The sequence below is a fragment of the Streptomyces speibonae genome, from assembly GCF_984686075.1.
Genome location: NZ_OZ480260.1, coordinates 1,342,949 through 1,357,952, shown reverse-complemented (window position 1 = coordinate 1,357,952; position 15,004 = coordinate 1,342,949). Strand labels below are relative to the sequence as shown.

Below are 15,004 nucleotides of genomic sequence, written 5' to 3'. Positions count from 1 at the left end.
GCCCCCCGTTGTTCTGTTCCGACGCCGTTCAGGGCGTGTCTCGGTACTCTCGGCCCGTGACCGATCACGCCACACCTCGCGACGATGATGCGGTATCCGTGGAACTGGCCGAGCGCGTACACCGATTGTGCCGGGAAAACGGCCGAAATGGCGATCTCGCGGACATGTTCGAAGAAGCCGGTGCCGAGGAACTGTTCGACACCTTCACCGCCCTGGTGCGGCAGGAGGACGCCGATCCGGACCGGCTGGCGGCGGTGCTGGACGCCATCGACGAGGCCCTCGCCGCCATCGGCCTGCACGGACTCACCCGGCCGAACCGCTCATGGAGCCCGCTGCCCGGCGTGCAGCAGCGTGACACCGAAGTCTTCTGCTACGTCTGCCCGTTGAAACGCTGCGACCGTGTGGAGTCAGCGGCGGCACGGTGCTCGCTCGCCGAACAGCCGCTCGAGCGGGTGCGGTTGGCCTGATGAACACCTTCCTGCAGGAACTGTCCAAGAAGGCCGCGGAACGCTGGGCGACCGTCCTTCTCGGGCCGGGCCTGCTGTTCGTGGCGTGCGTGCTCGTGGGACGGCACCAGGGATTCACCCACGCGCTCGATCCCGACCGCCTCCGCGCCTATGTGACGTCCGTGAGCACGGACAGGACGTACCAGGAGCCCGCCGGACTGATCATGGCCGCGGCGGTCGTGCTCCTCGGCGCGGCGGTCGCCGGCCTGGCGGCGTCCTCCGCGGGCGGACTGGTCGAACGGCTGTGGCTGCCCGCCGGGACCGGCCGGTGGGCGCGGCCGCTCGTGCGGTGGCGGCTGTGGCGCTGGGACCGCAGGGCGCGGGCCTACAGCACGGCCGAGGCGGAAGCGCGGCAGGAACTGGCGCGCAGCAGACTCCGCGGTGTGGCGGCCCCCGACCGTGCCGGTGAACTACGGCGCCTGCGGTCCCGCAGGGACGCCTACTCGGAACGGGAGCCGGACCAGCCCACCTGGATGGCGCAGCGCATGGCGGGCGCCGCGGACCGGGTGGCGCGGCGGTACCGGATGGACCTGGCCGAGATATGGCCGCACATCTGGTCGGTCGCCGACGGCCAGGTGCGCGACGACATCCAGGGCGTCCGGGACACGCTGGCCGGGGCGTGCCGGACGGCCGCGTGGGGTGCGGGACTCCTGGCCGTCGCCGCCCTCACGCACTGGTGGCCCGCGGCCGTCCTCGGACTGCTCCTGCTGCTCACCGGGCACCGCCGGGGGCGCGCGGCGGTCGACACGCTGGTGCCGCTGGTGGAGAGCACGGTGGACCTGTATCTCCGGGAGACCGCCAGGCGGCTGGGCGTGGCGTGTCCCCACACGTTCTCGGCCGCCGTGGCCGACCGCGTCATCCGCGTTCTGCGGGTGGGGGCGTCAGGCACCTGAACAACGAGCGCCCGGTCCTCACGCCGCGCCGTTCTCGCTCCCCCCGGTCAGACCCCGGTGCCTCAGGCTTCCGGGTGTGTCGGCCTCCGCGGCGTCCGCCACGGCCTCCGCCGCCGCCTGGGCGGCCTGCGCGGTGTCGTCGGCGGCCTTGGCGGCGCTCTCGTCGTCCGAGGGCTTCTCCCGGGTGGCGGGGGACGGGGGCAGCACTTCGGTGAAGGCCTTGGACACGCCCTGGAGCGCGGAGGTGATCTCGCTGGGGATCACCCAGAAGTTGTTGCCGGAGCCCTTCGCGAGCTGGGGGAGTGCCTGGAGGTACTGGTAGGCGAGGAGCTTGGGGTCGGGATCGTTGCGGTGCACGGCCTGGAACACCTCGTCGATGGCCCGGGACTGGCCCTCGGCCTCGAGGATCGCGGCGGTCCGGTTGCCCTCCGCGCGCAGAACGGCCGCCTGCTTGTCGCCCTCGGCGGTGAGGATCTGCGACTGCCGCTGCCCCTCGGCCCCGAGGATCGCCGCCCGCTTGTCCCGCTCGGCCCGCATCTGCTTCTGCATGGCCTCCTTGATGGACTGCGGCGGGTCGATGGCCTTGATCTCGACGCGGTTGACCCGCAGCCCCCACTTGCCGGTGGCCTCGTCCAGCACCCCGCGGAGCTGACTGTTGATGGTGTCCCGCGAGGTGAGGGTCTTCTCCAGGTCCATCGAGCCCACGACGTTGCGCAGCGTGGTCACGGTGAGCTGCTCGACGGCCTGCAGGAAGCTGGCGATCTCGTAGAAGGCCGCACGCGGGTCGGTGACCTGGAAGTACAGCACGGTGTCGATTTCGACGACCAGGTTGTCCTCGGTGATGACCGGCTGCGGTTTGAAGGAGACCACCTGTTCACGCAGGTCGATGAGGGGGTGCACCCGGTCGATGTACGGGATGACGAGGCTCAGCCCAGGGGTGAGGGTGCGGTGGTAGCGGCCGAGCCGCTCGACGTTGCGAGCGCGTGCCTGCGGCACGATGCGGACAGCCCGTACGACGGTGAAGATCGCGAAGAGCGCGATGATCAGGCCGGCGAGCAGGGAGGCGGAGATGTCCATGGCTTCAGTCCCGGGGGTAGACGAGCGCGGTGGCGCCGCTGATCTCGATGACGTCGACGGTCGTTCCGGAGGCGATCACGAGGGTTTCGTCGTAGCTGCGGGCCGTCCATTCCTCACCGTCGATACGGACCCGGCCGCCGGTGCCCGTCACGTCGGACAGGACATAGGCGGGCTTGCCGATCAGGGCGTCCGTGCCGAAGCGCGTGGTCTCGGCCGGGCGCAGGTGGTGCAGCGCGAGCGGACGTACGAACAGCAGTGTGCCGGCGGCGACGAGCGCGTACACCAGGAACTGCAGTCCCACGGGCAGCCCGGCCGCCGCGGCTCCCGCGGTGACCAGCGCGGCCACCCCCAGCATGCCCAGGGCGGCAGTGAGGGTGAAGATTTCCGCCACTGCCAGGACGGCCGCGACGATCAGCCAGATCAGCCATGCGTCCATGACGCGCCTCTTCTCACCGGTACGGGTTCGAGGGCATGAACCGCGGTGCCGGCTGTTAGGGATGACAACCGGCACCTTTGCTCCCATTTTACCCATGGGTAGGCCGGGTGCCGAGGGGTGTGCGCGAGATGGCGGACCGCGGGGGCGGAACCATCAGGACTGCACAGAGTCCGACGGCATCATTGATTCGATTGTGTTCGAGTTCTAGGGTGTGGCTGGCTCAGTAGTCGCTCCGTCACCACCCGTTGTGGTTCTTCCCTGGCGCAACGCCACCGTCACGACGAGGCGTCGCGGCGCCGAGGGGGAATCCGCGTGCCCTCAGTCCGCGCAGCGCCCTGTCGAACCGAGGAAGGCCACGGTCATGCCGCACCCCCACGAAGTCCCCACCGGCCGGCCGCTCGTCAGCCGCCGCCGCCTGCTGGAGTCGGGCGCCGCCGCGCTCGGCGCCCTCGCCCTGTCCGCCCCGCCCGGCGCCGCGCACGCGGCCGGCCGGCAGGCACCCGCCGCACCGCCCCCCGAGTGGAACGACTTCGGTGTCTTCCGGGTCGGCACCGAGCCGCCGCACACCACGCTCACGCCCTACGCGAACGTGGGACAGGCCCTCGCCGGGGACCGCGCCCGCTCGCCCTACCGGCTGAGCCTCGACGGCACCTGGAAGTTCGCCTACGCCGACCGCCCCGACGACCGGGACCCCGACTTCCACCGCACCGACACCGACGACGGCGACTGGGCCACCATCCCGGTCCCGTCCGTGTGGCAGCTGCACGGATACGACTTCCCGATCTATGTGAACATCACCTACCCGTACTGGGGCCCCAACGGCCGCGGCGAGGAACCCCAGCCGCCCGCCGCACCGACCCGCTACAGCCCCGTCGGGCAGTACCGGCGCACCTTCACCGTTCCGCGCCACTGGCAGGGCCGCCGCACCTTCCTGCACTTCGAGGGCGTCAAGTCCGCGCACTACGTATGGATCAACGGCGAACTGGCCGGCTACGACGAGGACTCCTGCACGCCCTCCGAGTACGACATCACCGACCTGCTCAAGCCGGGCACCAACCAGATCGCCGTCGAGGTGTACCGCTACGCCGACGGCGACTGGCTGGAGGACCAGGACATGATCCGGCTGAGCGGCATCTTCCGCTCGGTCCACCTGTACTCCACCCCGGCCGTGCACCTGCGCGACTTCAAGCTGGACACCCCTCTCGACGACACCTGCACCGACGCGGAGCTGGCGGTCACCGCGAGCGTACGGGCGTACGGCGACGGCGCGAGCGGCCGGTACACCGTCGAAACCCAGCTCTACGACGCGCGCGGGCACGCCGTCTGGTCCCGGCCGCTGGAGCAGACCGCCGACCTCGGCACCGCCGGCGCCGGGGAGGACGTCACCGTACGGGCCGCGAAGGCGGTGCGGCGGCCCCGGCTGTGGTCGGCCGAACAGCCGAACCTCTACACCGCCGTCCTCAGGCTCCGCGACCCGGCCGGCGAGGTGATCGAGACGCTCTCCCACCGCGTCGGCTTCCGCGAATTCGCGATCAAGGACGGGCTGATGCGCGTCAACGGCCGGCCCGTCTCCCTGCGCGGCACCAACCGCCACGAGATGCACCCGGAGCGCGGCACCGCCCTCACCCGCGAGGACCTGATCGCGGACATCACCCTCATCAAACGGCTGAACATCAACTCCGTGCGCACCTCGCACTACCCCAACAACCCGCTGTGGTACGAACTAGCCGACGAATACGGCCTCTACCTCGTCGACGAGACCAACCTCGAGACCCACGGCATCCGCTCCTCCTACCCGGGCGACCACCCCGAGTGGACGGCGGCCTGCGTCGCCCGCGCCCAGAACATGGTCCACCGGGACAAGAACCACCCCTCGGTGGTCATCTGGTCGCTCGGCAACGAGGCCGGCGGCGGCTCCACCTTCACCGCCATGCACGACTGGATCCGCTCCTACGACCCCACCCGCGTCATCCAGTACGAGGGGGACGACCGGCCCGGCGTCAGCGACATCCGCTCCCGGATGTACGAGAGCCCCGCACGCATCGAACAGCGCGCCCGGGACACCGCCGACACCCGGCCGTACGTCATGATCGAGTACTCGCACGCGATGGGGAACTCCAACGGCAACTTCAAGAAGTACTGGGACATCATCCGCCGTCACGACGTCCTCCAGGGCGGCTGGATCTGGGACTTCGCCGACCAGTCCCTCCACGCGCCCGTCCCCGCCCGCACCCTGCTCACCGAGTCGGGACCGGACCGGCTGCGCGGCGAGATCCTCGCCACCCGCGGCCGCCTCGACCGCGACCGGGGCCTGTCCGGCATCACCGTCTTCGAACGCGCCGACGGCCTCGACCTCACCGGTTCCCTGACCCTGGAGGCCTGGATCACCCAGGACGTCACGGGACAGCACCAGCCGATCATCGCCAAGGGCGACACCCAGTACGCGCTGAAACAGACCGACCGCAGGCTCGAGTTCTTCATCCACTCCGACGGGCAGTGGATCGCCGCCAACTGGGACCTGCCGGACGGCTGGACCGGACGCGAGCACCACATCGCGGGCGTCTTCGACGCCGGCGCCGGCACCCTGACCCTGTACGTCGACGGCGCGGTCCGGGCCACCCGCACCACCGACCGGCGGCCCGGCAGCACCACCACGCCGCTCGCGCTCGCCTCCGACGCCGACAACCAGATCCGGGAGTTCAGCGGCACCATCCGCCGCGCCCGCGTCTACGCCCGCCCCCTCACCGCCGCCGAACTGGCCTCCGACACCCGGGGCCCCGACGACGACGGCGTGCGGTTCTGGTTCGACGCGGCCACCGTGCGCACGGAGACGAAGCGGCCGCGGGAGAAGACGTTCCTCGCCTACGGCGGCGACTGGGGCGACAACCCCAACGACGGCGCCTTCGCCGGCGACGGCGTCGTCACCGCCGACCGCCGGCACACCGGCAAGGCCGCCGAGGTCAAACGCGTCTACCAGGCCATCGGCGCCGCCCGCACCCCCGGCGGCGGCCCCGGCGACGTCACCCTCACCAACGAGTACCTGTTCACCTCCCTGCGCGAGTTCGACGGCCGGTGGGAACTCGTCGCGGACGGCGAGGTCGTACGGCGCGGCCGGCTCACCCGGGACCAGCTGGACGTACCGCCGCAGTCCGGCAAGGACATCAGCCTGCCCGTGCGCCTGCCCCGGGACCCCGAACCGGGCACGGAGTACTTCCTCCAGCTCTCCTTCACCACCACGGAGCCCACGAAGTGGGCGAAGGCCGGCTTCGAGGTGGCCCGGCACCAGCTCCCGCTCGACGCCGCGAGCCCGGCCGTGACCCCCGTCCCCCTCTCACGCGTCCCGGCGCTGCGCCACGAGGAACGCGACGAGGACATCCGCATCACCGGCCGGGGCTTCTCCGTCACGATCGACCGCGTCAGCGGCACCATCACCTCCTACGAGGCGCGCGGCACCCGCCTCATCACCTCCGGACCCGTGCCCAACTTCTGGCGGGCACCCACCGACAACGACAAGGGCAACGGCCAGCACCTGCGCAACGCGACCTGGCGCGACGCGGGCGCCCGCCGGAAGGTCACCGGCGTCACCGTGCGCACGCTCGACGACCGCGCCGTCGAGATCGAGGTCACCGGCACCCTGCCCACCACGGTGGAATCCACCTGGTCCACGACCTGCACCGTGTTCGGCAACGGCGAGATCAAGGTCGACAACACCCTCCACCCGGGCGCCGCGGACCTGCCGTACATTCCGGAGGTGGGCACGCTGCTGTTCCTGCCGCGCCGCCTGGACCGCCTGCACTACTACGGCCGCGGCCCCGAGGAGAACCACTGGGACCGCAACACCGGCACCGACGTGGGCCGCTACTCCTCCACCGTCGCCGACCAGTGGACCCCGTACCTGCGCCCGCAGGAGAACGGCAACAAGACAGACGTCCGCTGGGCGGCCCTGACCGACCGCGGCGGGCGCGGTCTGCTGGTGTCCGGCGAACCCCTCCTGGAGATCAACGCCTCCCACTTCACCCCGGAGGACCTGTCGTCCGGCGTCCGGCACGACTACCAGCTGACCCCGCGGGACGCGGTCGTGCTGCGGGTCAACCACCGCCAGATGGGCGTCGGAGGCGACAACAGCTGGGGCGCGCACACCCACGACGAGTTCAAGCTCTTCGCCGACCGGGACTACGCGTACACCTACCGGCTGCGTCCGCTCACCGACGTGGACCGGGCCATGGCCGCCGCGCGCCGGCCCACGGCGACCCGGTAACGGGAGGCCCTCCGGCCGGGACCGGTGTCCTGCGGCTGCACGGCGAGCGATCCGGGCAGCCGCAGGACAGGTGACGTCGATGTCGGATTCCCGCCAGACCCCCGCCCCGTACGTGCCCGATGCTTGAGACATGCAGAAGGGGATGCACACCGACACCGAGCGCTGCGTGCGCGCCGTGCGGTCGAAGGACGCGCGGTTCGACGGCTGGTTCTTCACCGCCGTCCGCACCACCGGCATCTACTGCCGGCCCAGCTGTCCGGTGGTCCCGCCCAAGCCCGAGAACATGGTCTTCCACCCGAGCGCCGCCGCATGCCAGCAGGCCGGGTTCCGTGCCTGCAAACGCTGCCGCCCCGACACCAGCCCCGGCTCACCGGAGTGGAACCACCGCGCCGACCTCACCGCCCGCGCCATGCGGCTGATCTCCGACGGCGTCGTGGACCGCGAAGGCGTCCCCGGACTCGCCGCCCGCCTCGGCTACAGCACCCGGCAGATCGAACGCCAGCTCCTCGCCGAACTGGGCGCAGGACCCCTGGCCCTCGCCCGCGCCCAGCGCGCCCAAACCGCGCGGCTGCTCATCGAGACGACACGGCTGCCCATGGCGGAGATCGCCTTCGCCGCCGGCTTCTCCTCCGTACGCACCTTCAACGACACCGTGCGCGAGGTCTTCGCGCTCTCCCCGAGCGGCCTGCGCACCCGGGCGCCGCACGACGCCGCCGGCACCACCCCGGGCGTGCTCTGCCTGCGCCTGCCGTTCCGTGCCCCGCTCCACCCCGACAACCTCTTCGGCCACCTCGCCGCCACCGCCGTACCCGGCGTGGAGGAATGGCGGGACGGAGCCTACCGGCGGACACTGCGCCTGCCGTACGGGCACGGCATCGTGGCGCTGACCCCGCGCCCCGACCACATCGCCTGCCGGCTCGCCCTCAGCGACCCCCGCGACCTCACCGTCGCCATCAGCCGCTGCCGCCGCCTGCTCGACCTGGACGCCGACCCCGTCGCCGTCGACGACCAGCTGCGCACCGACCCGGTGCTCGCGCCCCTGGTCGACAAGGCACCCGGCCGCCGCGTGCCGCGCACGGTCGACCCGGCCGAGTTCGCCGTACGGGCCGTCCTCGGCCAGCAGGTGTCCACGGCCGCCGCCCGCACCCACGCGGCCCGCCTGGTCACCGCGCACGGCACCCCCGTGGACGACCCCGAAGGCGGCCTCACCCACCTCTTCCCGTCCCCGGCGGCGCTGGCCGGCGTCGACCCCGGGATGCTCGCCATGCCCCGCACCCGCCGCACCACCTTCACCACCCTGGTCCGCCGGCTCGCCGACGGCGACCTGAGCCTCGGCGCCGGCAGCGACTGGCCCGAGACCCGCGCCCAGCTCCTCGCCCTCCCCGGCTTCGGCCCCTGGACGGCGGACGTCATCGCCATGCGCGCCCTGGGCGACCCCGACGCGTTCCTCCCCACCGACCTCGGCATCCGCCGCGCCGCCCGGGACCTCGGCCTGCCCTCCACCCCGGCGGCCCTCACCCCACGCGCGGCCGCCTGGCGGCCCTGGCGGGCGTACGCGGTGCAGTACCTCTGGGCGACGGACAGCCACCCGATCAACTTCCTGCCGGTCTGAGCAGCCAAGGACATCCAGCCGATGAAGCAGCACACCGTGATCGACAGCCCCTACGGCCCGCTGACGCTCGTCGCCGACGACGGCTTCCTGTGCGGCCTCTACATGAGCGGCCAGCGCCACCGCCCGCCGGAGGAGTCCTTCGGCGCACCGGACGACACCCCCTTCGCCGCAGCCGAGGAGCAGCTGACGGCGTACTTCGCGGGCGAGCTGAAGGAGTTCACGGTGCGACTGCGCCTGCACGGCACCCCGTTCCAGCGCCGCGTCTGGGAGCAGCTGGCGCGCATCCCCTACGGCGAGACCCGCACCTACGGCGAACTCGCCGACGCCCTGGGCAATCCCAAGGCCTCCCGCGCCGTCGGTCTCGCCAACGGCCGCAACCCGGTCGGCATCATCGTCCCCTGCCACCGGGTGATCGGCGCGAGCGGCGGCCTCACCGGCTACGGCGGCGGCCTGGACCGCAAGCGGCGCCTGCTCGACTTCGAACGGGGGGCCGCGCTCCTCTGAGGCGGCTCAGGCCGCGATCCGGCGCAGCAGCGCGGGCAGCGCGGTGCCGATCGGCTCCCGGATCACCTCGTCCGCACGGTCGTCGTACGGGGTCGGCTCGGCGTTGACGACGATCAGACGGGCGCCGTGGTCGACGGCCACGTCCGCCAGTCCGGCGGCGGGATGGACCTGAAGACTGGTCCCGACGGCGACGAAGACCGTACAGGCCTCGCTGATCGCCGCCGCCTCGCCGAGCACCTCGGGGTTGAGCCGCTCACCGAACATCACCGTCGCCGTCTTCAGCACACCGCCGCAGTCGAGACACGGCGGGTCGTCCTCACCGGCCTCGACCCGGGCGAGCACGTCCACCGTCGCGCTCCGCGCCCCGCACGCGGTGCACACCACGCTCCGTACCGTGCCGTGCAGTTCGAGCACCTTGCGGTCCGGCATCCCGGCCAGCTGGTGCAGCCCGTCCACGTTCTGCGTGATCACCCGCACCGGCACCCCGGACCGCTCCAGGCCGGTCACGGCGCGGTGCGCGGCGTTGGGCTCGGCGGCGAGCGCGAACGTGGCCCGCCGCATCCGCCACGACCGGCGGCGGATCTCCGCATCGCCCATGTAGTACTCGTACGTCACGAGCTTCTCGGCCTCGGGATCGCGGCGCCACAGTCCGTTCGGCCCGCGGTAGTCCGGGATGCCGGAGTCCGTGCTGATACCGGCGCCCGTGAGGAGCGCGACGAGGGGCTTGGTCATGGGGGCGAGCGTAGGCCGCGGGGCGCCCGACCGGCGAACGGATTACGCGGCGGACGGACGGCCCCGCCCGGCTCAGCGCACCCGGCGCCCGTCCTCCAGCTCGGCGGTGCCGGAACCGTCCGCCAGGACGTCCAGCGCGGCCAGCACCCGGCGCCCCAGGGAGCCCTGGAGGTACTCGGTCAGGTCCTCGCGCGGCACGAGCCGCCACGACAGCAGCTCCGACTCCTGCAACCGGATCGCCGCGAGGTCGTCCGCGCCGAGCACACCGCCGTCGTACAGATACGCCACCACCGGCGGCCGGCCCTCCCCCTGCACCCAGTCCACCGCCAGCAGCCGTCCCGGCTCCCGGTCCAGCCCGATCTCCTCGGCCGTCTCGCGCCGCGCCCCCTCGCGCGGGCCCTCCCCGTCGTCCGACTCGATCGTGCCGCCGGGCAGCGCCCACCCCTCCCGGTAGTTCGGCTCGACGAGCAGCACCCGGCCCTCCTCGTCGCGGAAGAGGGCGGCGGCGCCGGCGAGGACACGGGGGAGGGAGGCGAGGTAGGCGGCGAAGTCCTGGGCGTCCTGCGTGGTGGTCATGCGGGGAAGGGTAACGGCGGTGCCGGGCCGACCCGCCGGGGACGGCGGCCGGCTCACGGGGCGCACCGCGGCACACGCCGGTCCCGTGACCGACACACGGCGGCGCACGCGCCGGGGGCACGGAACCGGCCGCGCGGCCCGTCAGGAACCGGCCGGCGGCACCACCCGGATCCCGAAGCCGTAGGAGCCGATGGCCTCGGCGATGCCCATGAACAACAGCGCGTAGTGCTCCTGTCCGCGCGCCGTGGTGATGCCCCCGAGGTCGAGCAGGGAGTCCTTCGGCCAGCCCAGGTCGGTCAGCAGCCCGGTGACCGTGTGCTTGGCGTCCGCGTCCTCACCGGAGAGGAAGAGCGTGCTCGGACCCGCCAGGGAGTCCGGCGCCACCATCAGTTCCCGGTCGACGGTGACGAGCGACTTGACCACGCGCGTCCCGGGGAACGTCCGCTGGATCTCCTCACCCAGGCTCCGCCCCGGATGCGACAGCCCGCCCTCCTCGTCGAAGCCGACCCCCACGTCGAGCAGCACCTTCCCCTCCAGCGCCGCCGCGCCGGCCGCGGCGAGCGCGGAGACCGAGACGGTGCCCGGCGTCGCGTTCACCACCACGTCCGCGTCCGTGACCGCCGCGGCCGGGTCCGTCACCCCCACCCCCGCGGCGATCGCGGCGGACAGGTCCGCCCGTGCGACGGCCTCGTCCGGCCGCCGGGACCCGAGTACGACCGCGTGTCCCGCGTGCGCCCAGGCCGTGGCCAGGGTCCGGCCCACTGTTCCCGTTCCGAGAATTCCGATCTTCATGGCACCGACGCTAGGCGGCGGCCCGCGTCACCGCCTCCGGCCGAGGGCAGGGACGCCCTCCCTCGTGGGTCCTAGGTCCGGCGCCGGTGCCGCGCCTCAGACCTCCGCCCGCGCCAGCCGCAGCGTGCGCCGCGCCAGCTCGCTGATCCGCACCCCGTCGAACCCGAAGACGGCGCTGCGCACCGTGTCCTGGAGCGGGTCCTTCCACTGCTCAGGGACGGCCGCGGCGCCGCACAGCACACCGGCCACCGAGCCGGCCGTCGCCCCGTTGGAGTCCGTGTCCAGGCCCCCGCGCACGGTCAGCGCGATGGTGCGGGTGAAGTCGCCGTCGCCGTACAGCAGCCCGGCGGTGAGCACGGCCGCGTTCGGCACCGTGTGGATCCAGCCGAGGCCCGCCGTCTCCTCCGCCAGCGTGGTCAGGGTGTCCTCCCAGGCGAGCCCCGCCTCGTGCAGGGCGGCCGCCCGGCGCACGGTCCGGGCGAGCCGGCTGCTCGCCGGGATCACCGTCAGCGCCTCGTCCACCGCCTCGCGCACCGTGGCCGCCGTGAACGCCGCCGAGACCAGCGCCGCCGCCCACATCGCCCCGTACACGCCGTTGCCGGTGTGGGACAGCACCGCGTCCTTGCGGGCCTGCGCGGCGGCGCGGCGCGGGGCGCCCGGGGCGGTCCAGCCGTGGATGTCGGCGCGGATCAGGGCGCCGATCCACTCCTGGTACGGGTTGTCGTACGTGGCCGCCAGCGGCGGCCGCAGACCGTTCGCCAGGTTCCGGTACGCCGCCCGCTCCGCCGTGAACGTCTGGAGGTACGGCAGCCGCAGCAGCCACAGGTCGCCGACCTGCTCGGTGCTGAAGGCGAAGCCGTGGGTCTCCAGCAGGTGCAGGCCGAGGACCGCGTAGTCGATGTCGTCGTCCCGGCAGCTGCCGTGGACGCGGCCGCGGACGCAGGAGCGCCATTCGGGGCGCAGGTCGCGGCCCTCGCCCTCGGTCGGCGGCTCGGGCAGGTAGTCGGTGAGGGGGAGGGCGTCCGCCCGCCTCAGGTAGCGGTCGATGCGGTCACGCGTCCACACCTCGCCCTGCTCGACCGGCTTGCCGAGCATGTTGCCCGCGATCCGGCCCAGCCAGCCTCCGAGGATGCGGTCGGCGAGCTCCTGCTCGGTGTCCACGGCGGTCATGGCGGTCATGGGACCGGTGTACCCGATTCCGGGCGGTTCCGCGCCGTTCCGCGCCGTTCCACGGGCTGGGCGGGGCATGGCGGCGGCGGTGCCCGCCGGTTAAGGTCGCAGCGGCGCGACTGGCCTCGACGCGTGCGTGAGGCCCGGAGAGCGAGGGGAAGGCAAGTGGCGGACGCTGCAGGAAGCGGCACTCGTACGACGCGGCGGGTGCTCGTCGCCGCGGACAAGTTCAAGGGGTCGCTGACGGCCGTGGAGGTCGCCGAGCGGGTCACGGCCGGGCTGCGCCGGGTCGTCCCGGGGCTGCCCGTGGAGGCGCTGCCCGTGGCCGACGGCGGCGACGGCACCGTCGCCGCGGCGGTGGCGGCCGGGTTCGAGCGGCGGGAGGTGCGCGTCACCGGCCCGCTCGGGGACCCGGTGACCGCGGCGTACGCGCTGCGCGACGGCACCGCCGTGGTGGAGATGGCCGAGGCGAGCGGACTCCAGCGGCTGCCGGACGGGGTCCTCGCACCGCTCACCGCGTCGACGTACGGCTCCGGGGAGCTGCTGCGGGCCGCGCTGGACGCGGGCGCGCGCACCCTCGTGTTCGGGGTGGGCGGCAGTGCCACCACGGACGGTGGCGCGGGGATGCTGTCGGCGCTGGGCGCGCGGTTCCTGACGGCCGCGGGGGAGCCGGTGCCGCCGGGCGGCGCGGGGCTCGCGGAGCTGGCGTCCGCCGATCTGTCCGGGCTGGACCCGGGGCCGGCGTCGGTGGAGTTCGTGCTCGCCAGCGACGTCGACAACCCGCTGACCGGACCCGAGGGCGCGCCCGCGGTGTACGGGCAGCAGAAGGGTGCCTCACCGGCCGACGTCGAGACGCTGGACGCGGCGCTCGCGCACTTCGCGAAGGTGCTGGAGGGCGCGGTCGGGCCGAAGGCCGCGCAGTACGCGGCGTCGCCCGGGGCGGGGGCGGCGGGCGGTATCGGCTACGGCGCGCTGCTGCTGGGCGCGGTGTTCCGGCCGGGCATCGAGGTGATGCTGGACGTGCTGGGCTTCGCGCCGGCGCTGGAGCGGGCGGATCTGGTGATCACCGGTGAGGGCTCGCTGGACCGGCAGACGCTGCACGGCAAGGCGCCGGCGGGGGTCGCCGCGGCGGCGCGGGCGGCGGGCCGGGACGTCGTCGCGGTGTGCGGGCGGCTGGCGCTGGCGCCGGAGGTGCTGGGGCGGGCGGGGATCCGGCGGGCGTACGCGCTGACGGATCTCGAGCCGGATGTGGCGACGTGCGTCGCGGAGGCGGGGCCGCTGCTGGAACGCACGGCGGAACGCATCGCACGCGACTATCTCTCCTGACACCCCTTTCCGCGCCCCCGCCGCCCCTTCCCGTCCCGACCCCGGGGGCTACGCCCCCGGACCCCCCCTTTCGGCCCTAACGGCCCTCGTCCTCAAACGCCGGACGGGCTGGGGGTACCCCTGACGGACTTGGGGGTGCCCCGGAGGGGCCGGTTGCGACGCCCGTGTCGGGTGGTGGGTGGGCATAGGCCGGGGGGGCTGGGGGCGCAGCCCCCAGGAGGGACCCGCGTCCGCGCCCGGGGGTGGAGAAATGAATGGGCCCCGGACCAACCCAGAGGTCCGGGGCCCAGACAACGGCCGGTGTTACGGAACCTGCGCCGCCCGCGCCTCCCGCCGGTTGTCACGGAAGTTGTTCACCCGCCGAGCCGTCGCGAACAGCGGAATCACCGCACCCATGACCAGCTGCAGCGCGCACCCCGTCTGGAGCAGCAGCTGCCCGCTCGGCGCGTCGAACGCCCACGCTGCCAGCAGCCCCATCGACAGCACGATCCACGTCAGCATCGCCACGGCGAGGCGCCCCCGCGGCTTCGGGTACTCGACCCGGCTCACCATCAGCCACGCCGTGCCCAGGATCGCCAGCAGCGTCGCCACGAACGGCAGCTCCAGCAGCACGATCGAGACGACCGTCAGCGCGCCGAACGGTGACGGCATGCCCTGGAAGGTGCCGTCCTTGACGGTGACGCAGGAGAACCGGGCAAGCCGCAGCACCACCGCGAGCAGCACCACGATCGCCCCCACCGCCGCCACTCTCTGGTGCGCGTCGTCGGCGACCATGCCGTAGACGAGGACGAAGTACGCCGGGGCGAGCCCGAAGCTGGTCAGGTCGGACAGGTTGTCCAGCTCCGCACCCATCGGCGAGGAGCGCAGCTTGCGCGCGACCAGTCCGTCGAAGAGGTCGAAGACCGCCGCGCACAGCATCAGGATGACGGCGGTGGCCGCGCTGTGGCGGGCCATGCCGGTCTCCTGGCTGCCCTGGAGATGCGGGATCAGAATGCCGGTGGTGGTGAAGTACACCGCCATGAAGCCGCAGGTGGCGTTGCCCAGGGTGAGGGTGTCCGCTATCGACAGACGGAGTGAGAGGGGCATCTCCTCGTCGTCGTCCGCCTCGTCGGCCTCCGGCAC

The 15,004-nt window shown here is 73.1% G+C and carries 13 protein-coding genes; 6 read left to right on the top strand and 7 right to left on the bottom strand.

Annotated features, from left to right (window positions below; all coding sequences use genetic code 11):
- Positions 1-56: 56 nt before the first annotated feature.
- Together AC5L3C_RS06035 and AC5L3C_RS06030 are read left to right on the top strand one after the other, a co-directional pair.
- Positions 57-467, top strand: a complete 411-nt coding sequence (locus AC5L3C_RS06035) for a hypothetical protein (protein WP_493647421.1) — start codon at positions 57-59, stop codon at positions 465-467.
- Positions 467-1,399 carry a hypothetical protein gene (locus AC5L3C_RS06030; protein WP_125502998.1) on the top strand — a complete coding sequence of 311 codons (933 nt, stop codon included), beginning with the start codon at positions 467-469 and terminating at the stop codon, positions 1,397-1,399. The genes AC5L3C_RS06035 and AC5L3C_RS06030 overlap by 1 nt, the downstream gene beginning before the upstream one ends.
- Before the next feature lie 18 nt (positions 1,400-1,417).
- On the opposite strand, the gene AC5L3C_RS06025 is transcribed toward AC5L3C_RS06030, so the two are convergent.
- Positions 1,418-2,476 (bottom strand): SPFH domain-containing protein, encoded by a 1,059-nt coding sequence (locus AC5L3C_RS06025; protein ID WP_125502995.1) that lies wholly within the window; start codon positions 2,474-2,476, stop codon positions 1,418-1,420.
- A 4-nt stretch (positions 2,477-2,480) separates the two neighbouring features.
- On the bottom strand, positions 2,481-2,912 hold the full coding sequence (locus tag AC5L3C_RS06020) for an NfeD family protein (protein WP_493647419.1): 432 nt from the start codon (positions 2,910-2,912) through the stop codon (positions 2,481-2,483).
- Positions 2,913-3,273: 361 nt separating this feature from the next.
- On the opposite strand from AC5L3C_RS06020, the gene AC5L3C_RS06015 reads away from it, so the two are divergent.
- The 3 genes from AC5L3C_RS06015 (at position 3,274) to AC5L3C_RS06005 (ending at position 9,286) form a co-directional block, all read left to right on the top strand.
- Entirely contained in the window at positions 3,274-7,170 is a 3,897-nt protein-coding gene (locus tag AC5L3C_RS06015) for a glycoside hydrolase family 2 TIM barrel-domain containing protein (RefSeq protein ID WP_493647418.1), read from the top strand.
- Positions 7,171-7,312: 142 nt separating this feature from the next.
- Complete coding sequence (locus AC5L3C_RS06010; RefSeq protein ID WP_493653754.1) at positions 7,313-8,782, top strand: AlkA N-terminal domain-containing protein; 1,470 nt, start codon at positions 7,313-7,315, stop codon at positions 8,780-8,782.
- A 21-nt stretch (positions 8,783-8,803) separates the two neighbouring features.
- A complete protein-coding gene (locus AC5L3C_RS06005) occupies positions 8,804-9,286 on the top strand; it encodes a methylated-DNA--[protein]-cysteine S-methyltransferase (protein ID WP_493647416.1) in 483 nt (160 codons plus the stop codon).
- 6 nt (positions 9,287-9,292) lie between these two features.
- Here AC5L3C_RS06005 and AC5L3C_RS06000 read toward each other — a convergent pair whose 3' ends face one another.
- From AC5L3C_RS06000 to AC5L3C_RS05985, 4 genes are all read right to left on the bottom strand, one after another.
- Positions 9,293-10,018, bottom strand: coding sequence for a Sir2 family NAD-dependent protein deacetylase (locus AC5L3C_RS06000; protein ID WP_493647415.1), 726 nt, complete (start codon positions 10,016-10,018; stop codon positions 9,293-9,295).
- 72 nt (positions 10,019-10,090) lie between these two features.
- Positions 10,091-10,594 (bottom strand): NUDIX domain-containing protein, encoded by a 504-nt coding sequence (locus AC5L3C_RS05995; protein WP_493647414.1) that lies wholly within the window; start codon positions 10,592-10,594, stop codon positions 10,091-10,093.
- A gap of 141 nt (positions 10,595-10,735) precedes the next feature.
- On the bottom strand, positions 10,736-11,386 hold the full coding sequence (locus tag AC5L3C_RS05990) for an NADPH-dependent F420 reductase (RefSeq protein WP_493647413.1): 651 nt from the start codon (positions 11,384-11,386) through the stop codon (positions 10,736-10,738).
- A gap of 96 nt (positions 11,387-11,482) precedes the next feature.
- Positions 11,483-12,556 (bottom strand): ADP-ribosylglycohydrolase family protein, encoded by a 1,074-nt coding sequence (locus tag AC5L3C_RS05985; RefSeq protein WP_493653752.1) that lies wholly within the window; start codon positions 12,554-12,556, stop codon positions 11,483-11,485.
- Positions 12,557-12,763: 207 nt separating this feature from the next.
- Here AC5L3C_RS05985 and AC5L3C_RS05980 point away from each other — a divergent pair, with 207 nt between their 5' ends.
- Complete coding sequence (locus AC5L3C_RS05980) at positions 12,764-13,882, top strand: glycerate kinase (protein WP_493653751.1); 1,119 nt, start codon at positions 12,764-12,766, stop codon at positions 13,880-13,882.
- Between the two features lie 303 nt (positions 13,883-14,185).
- Here the strand turns inward: AC5L3C_RS05980 and pssA are convergent, their stop codons facing one another.
- Complete coding sequence (pssA, locus tag AC5L3C_RS05975; protein ID WP_125509950.1) at positions 14,186-15,004, bottom strand: CDP-diacylglycerol--serine O-phosphatidyltransferase; 819 nt, start codon at positions 15,002-15,004, stop codon at positions 14,186-14,188.

What these genes read in the sequence shown, in the direction of transcription:
- AC5L3C_RS06030 (WP_125502998.1), top strand. Translation starts at nt 467, where the DNA reads ATGAACACCTTCCTGCAGGAACTGTCCAAGAAGGCCGCGGAACGCTGG.
- AC5L3C_RS06025 (WP_125502995.1), bottom strand. Translation starts at nt 2,476, where the DNA reads ATGGACATCTCCGCCTCCCTGCTCGCCGGCCTGATCATCGCGCTCTTC.
- AC5L3C_RS06020 (WP_493647419.1), bottom strand. Translation starts at nt 2,912, where the DNA reads ATGGACGCATGGCTGATCTGGCTGATCGTCGCGGCCGTCCTGGCAGTG.
- AC5L3C_RS06015 (WP_493647418.1), top strand. Translation starts at nt 3,274, where the DNA reads ATGCCGCACCCCCACGAAGTCCCCACCGGCCGGCCGCTCGTCAGCCGC.
- AC5L3C_RS06010 (WP_493653754.1), top strand. Translation starts at nt 7,313, where the DNA reads ATGCACACCGACACCGAGCGCTGCGTGCGCGCCGTGCGGTCGAAGGAC.
- AC5L3C_RS06005 (WP_493647416.1), top strand. Translation starts at nt 8,804, where the DNA reads ATGAAGCAGCACACCGTGATCGACAGCCCCTACGGCCCGCTGACGCTC.
- AC5L3C_RS06000 (WP_493647415.1), bottom strand. Translation starts at nt 10,018, where the DNA reads ATGACCAAGCCCCTCGTCGCGCTCCTCACGGGCGCCGGTATCAGCACG.
- AC5L3C_RS05995 (WP_493647414.1), bottom strand. Translation starts at nt 10,594, where the DNA reads ATGACCACCACGCAGGACGCCCAGGACTTCGCCGCCTACCTCGCCTCC.
- AC5L3C_RS05990 (WP_493647413.1), bottom strand. Translation starts at nt 11,386, where the DNA reads ATGAAGATCGGAATTCTCGGAACGGGAACAGTGGGCCGGACCCTGGCC.
- AC5L3C_RS05985 (WP_493653752.1), bottom strand. Translation starts at nt 12,556, where the DNA reads ATGACCGCCGTGGACACCGAGCAGGAGCTCGCCGACCGCATCCTCGGA.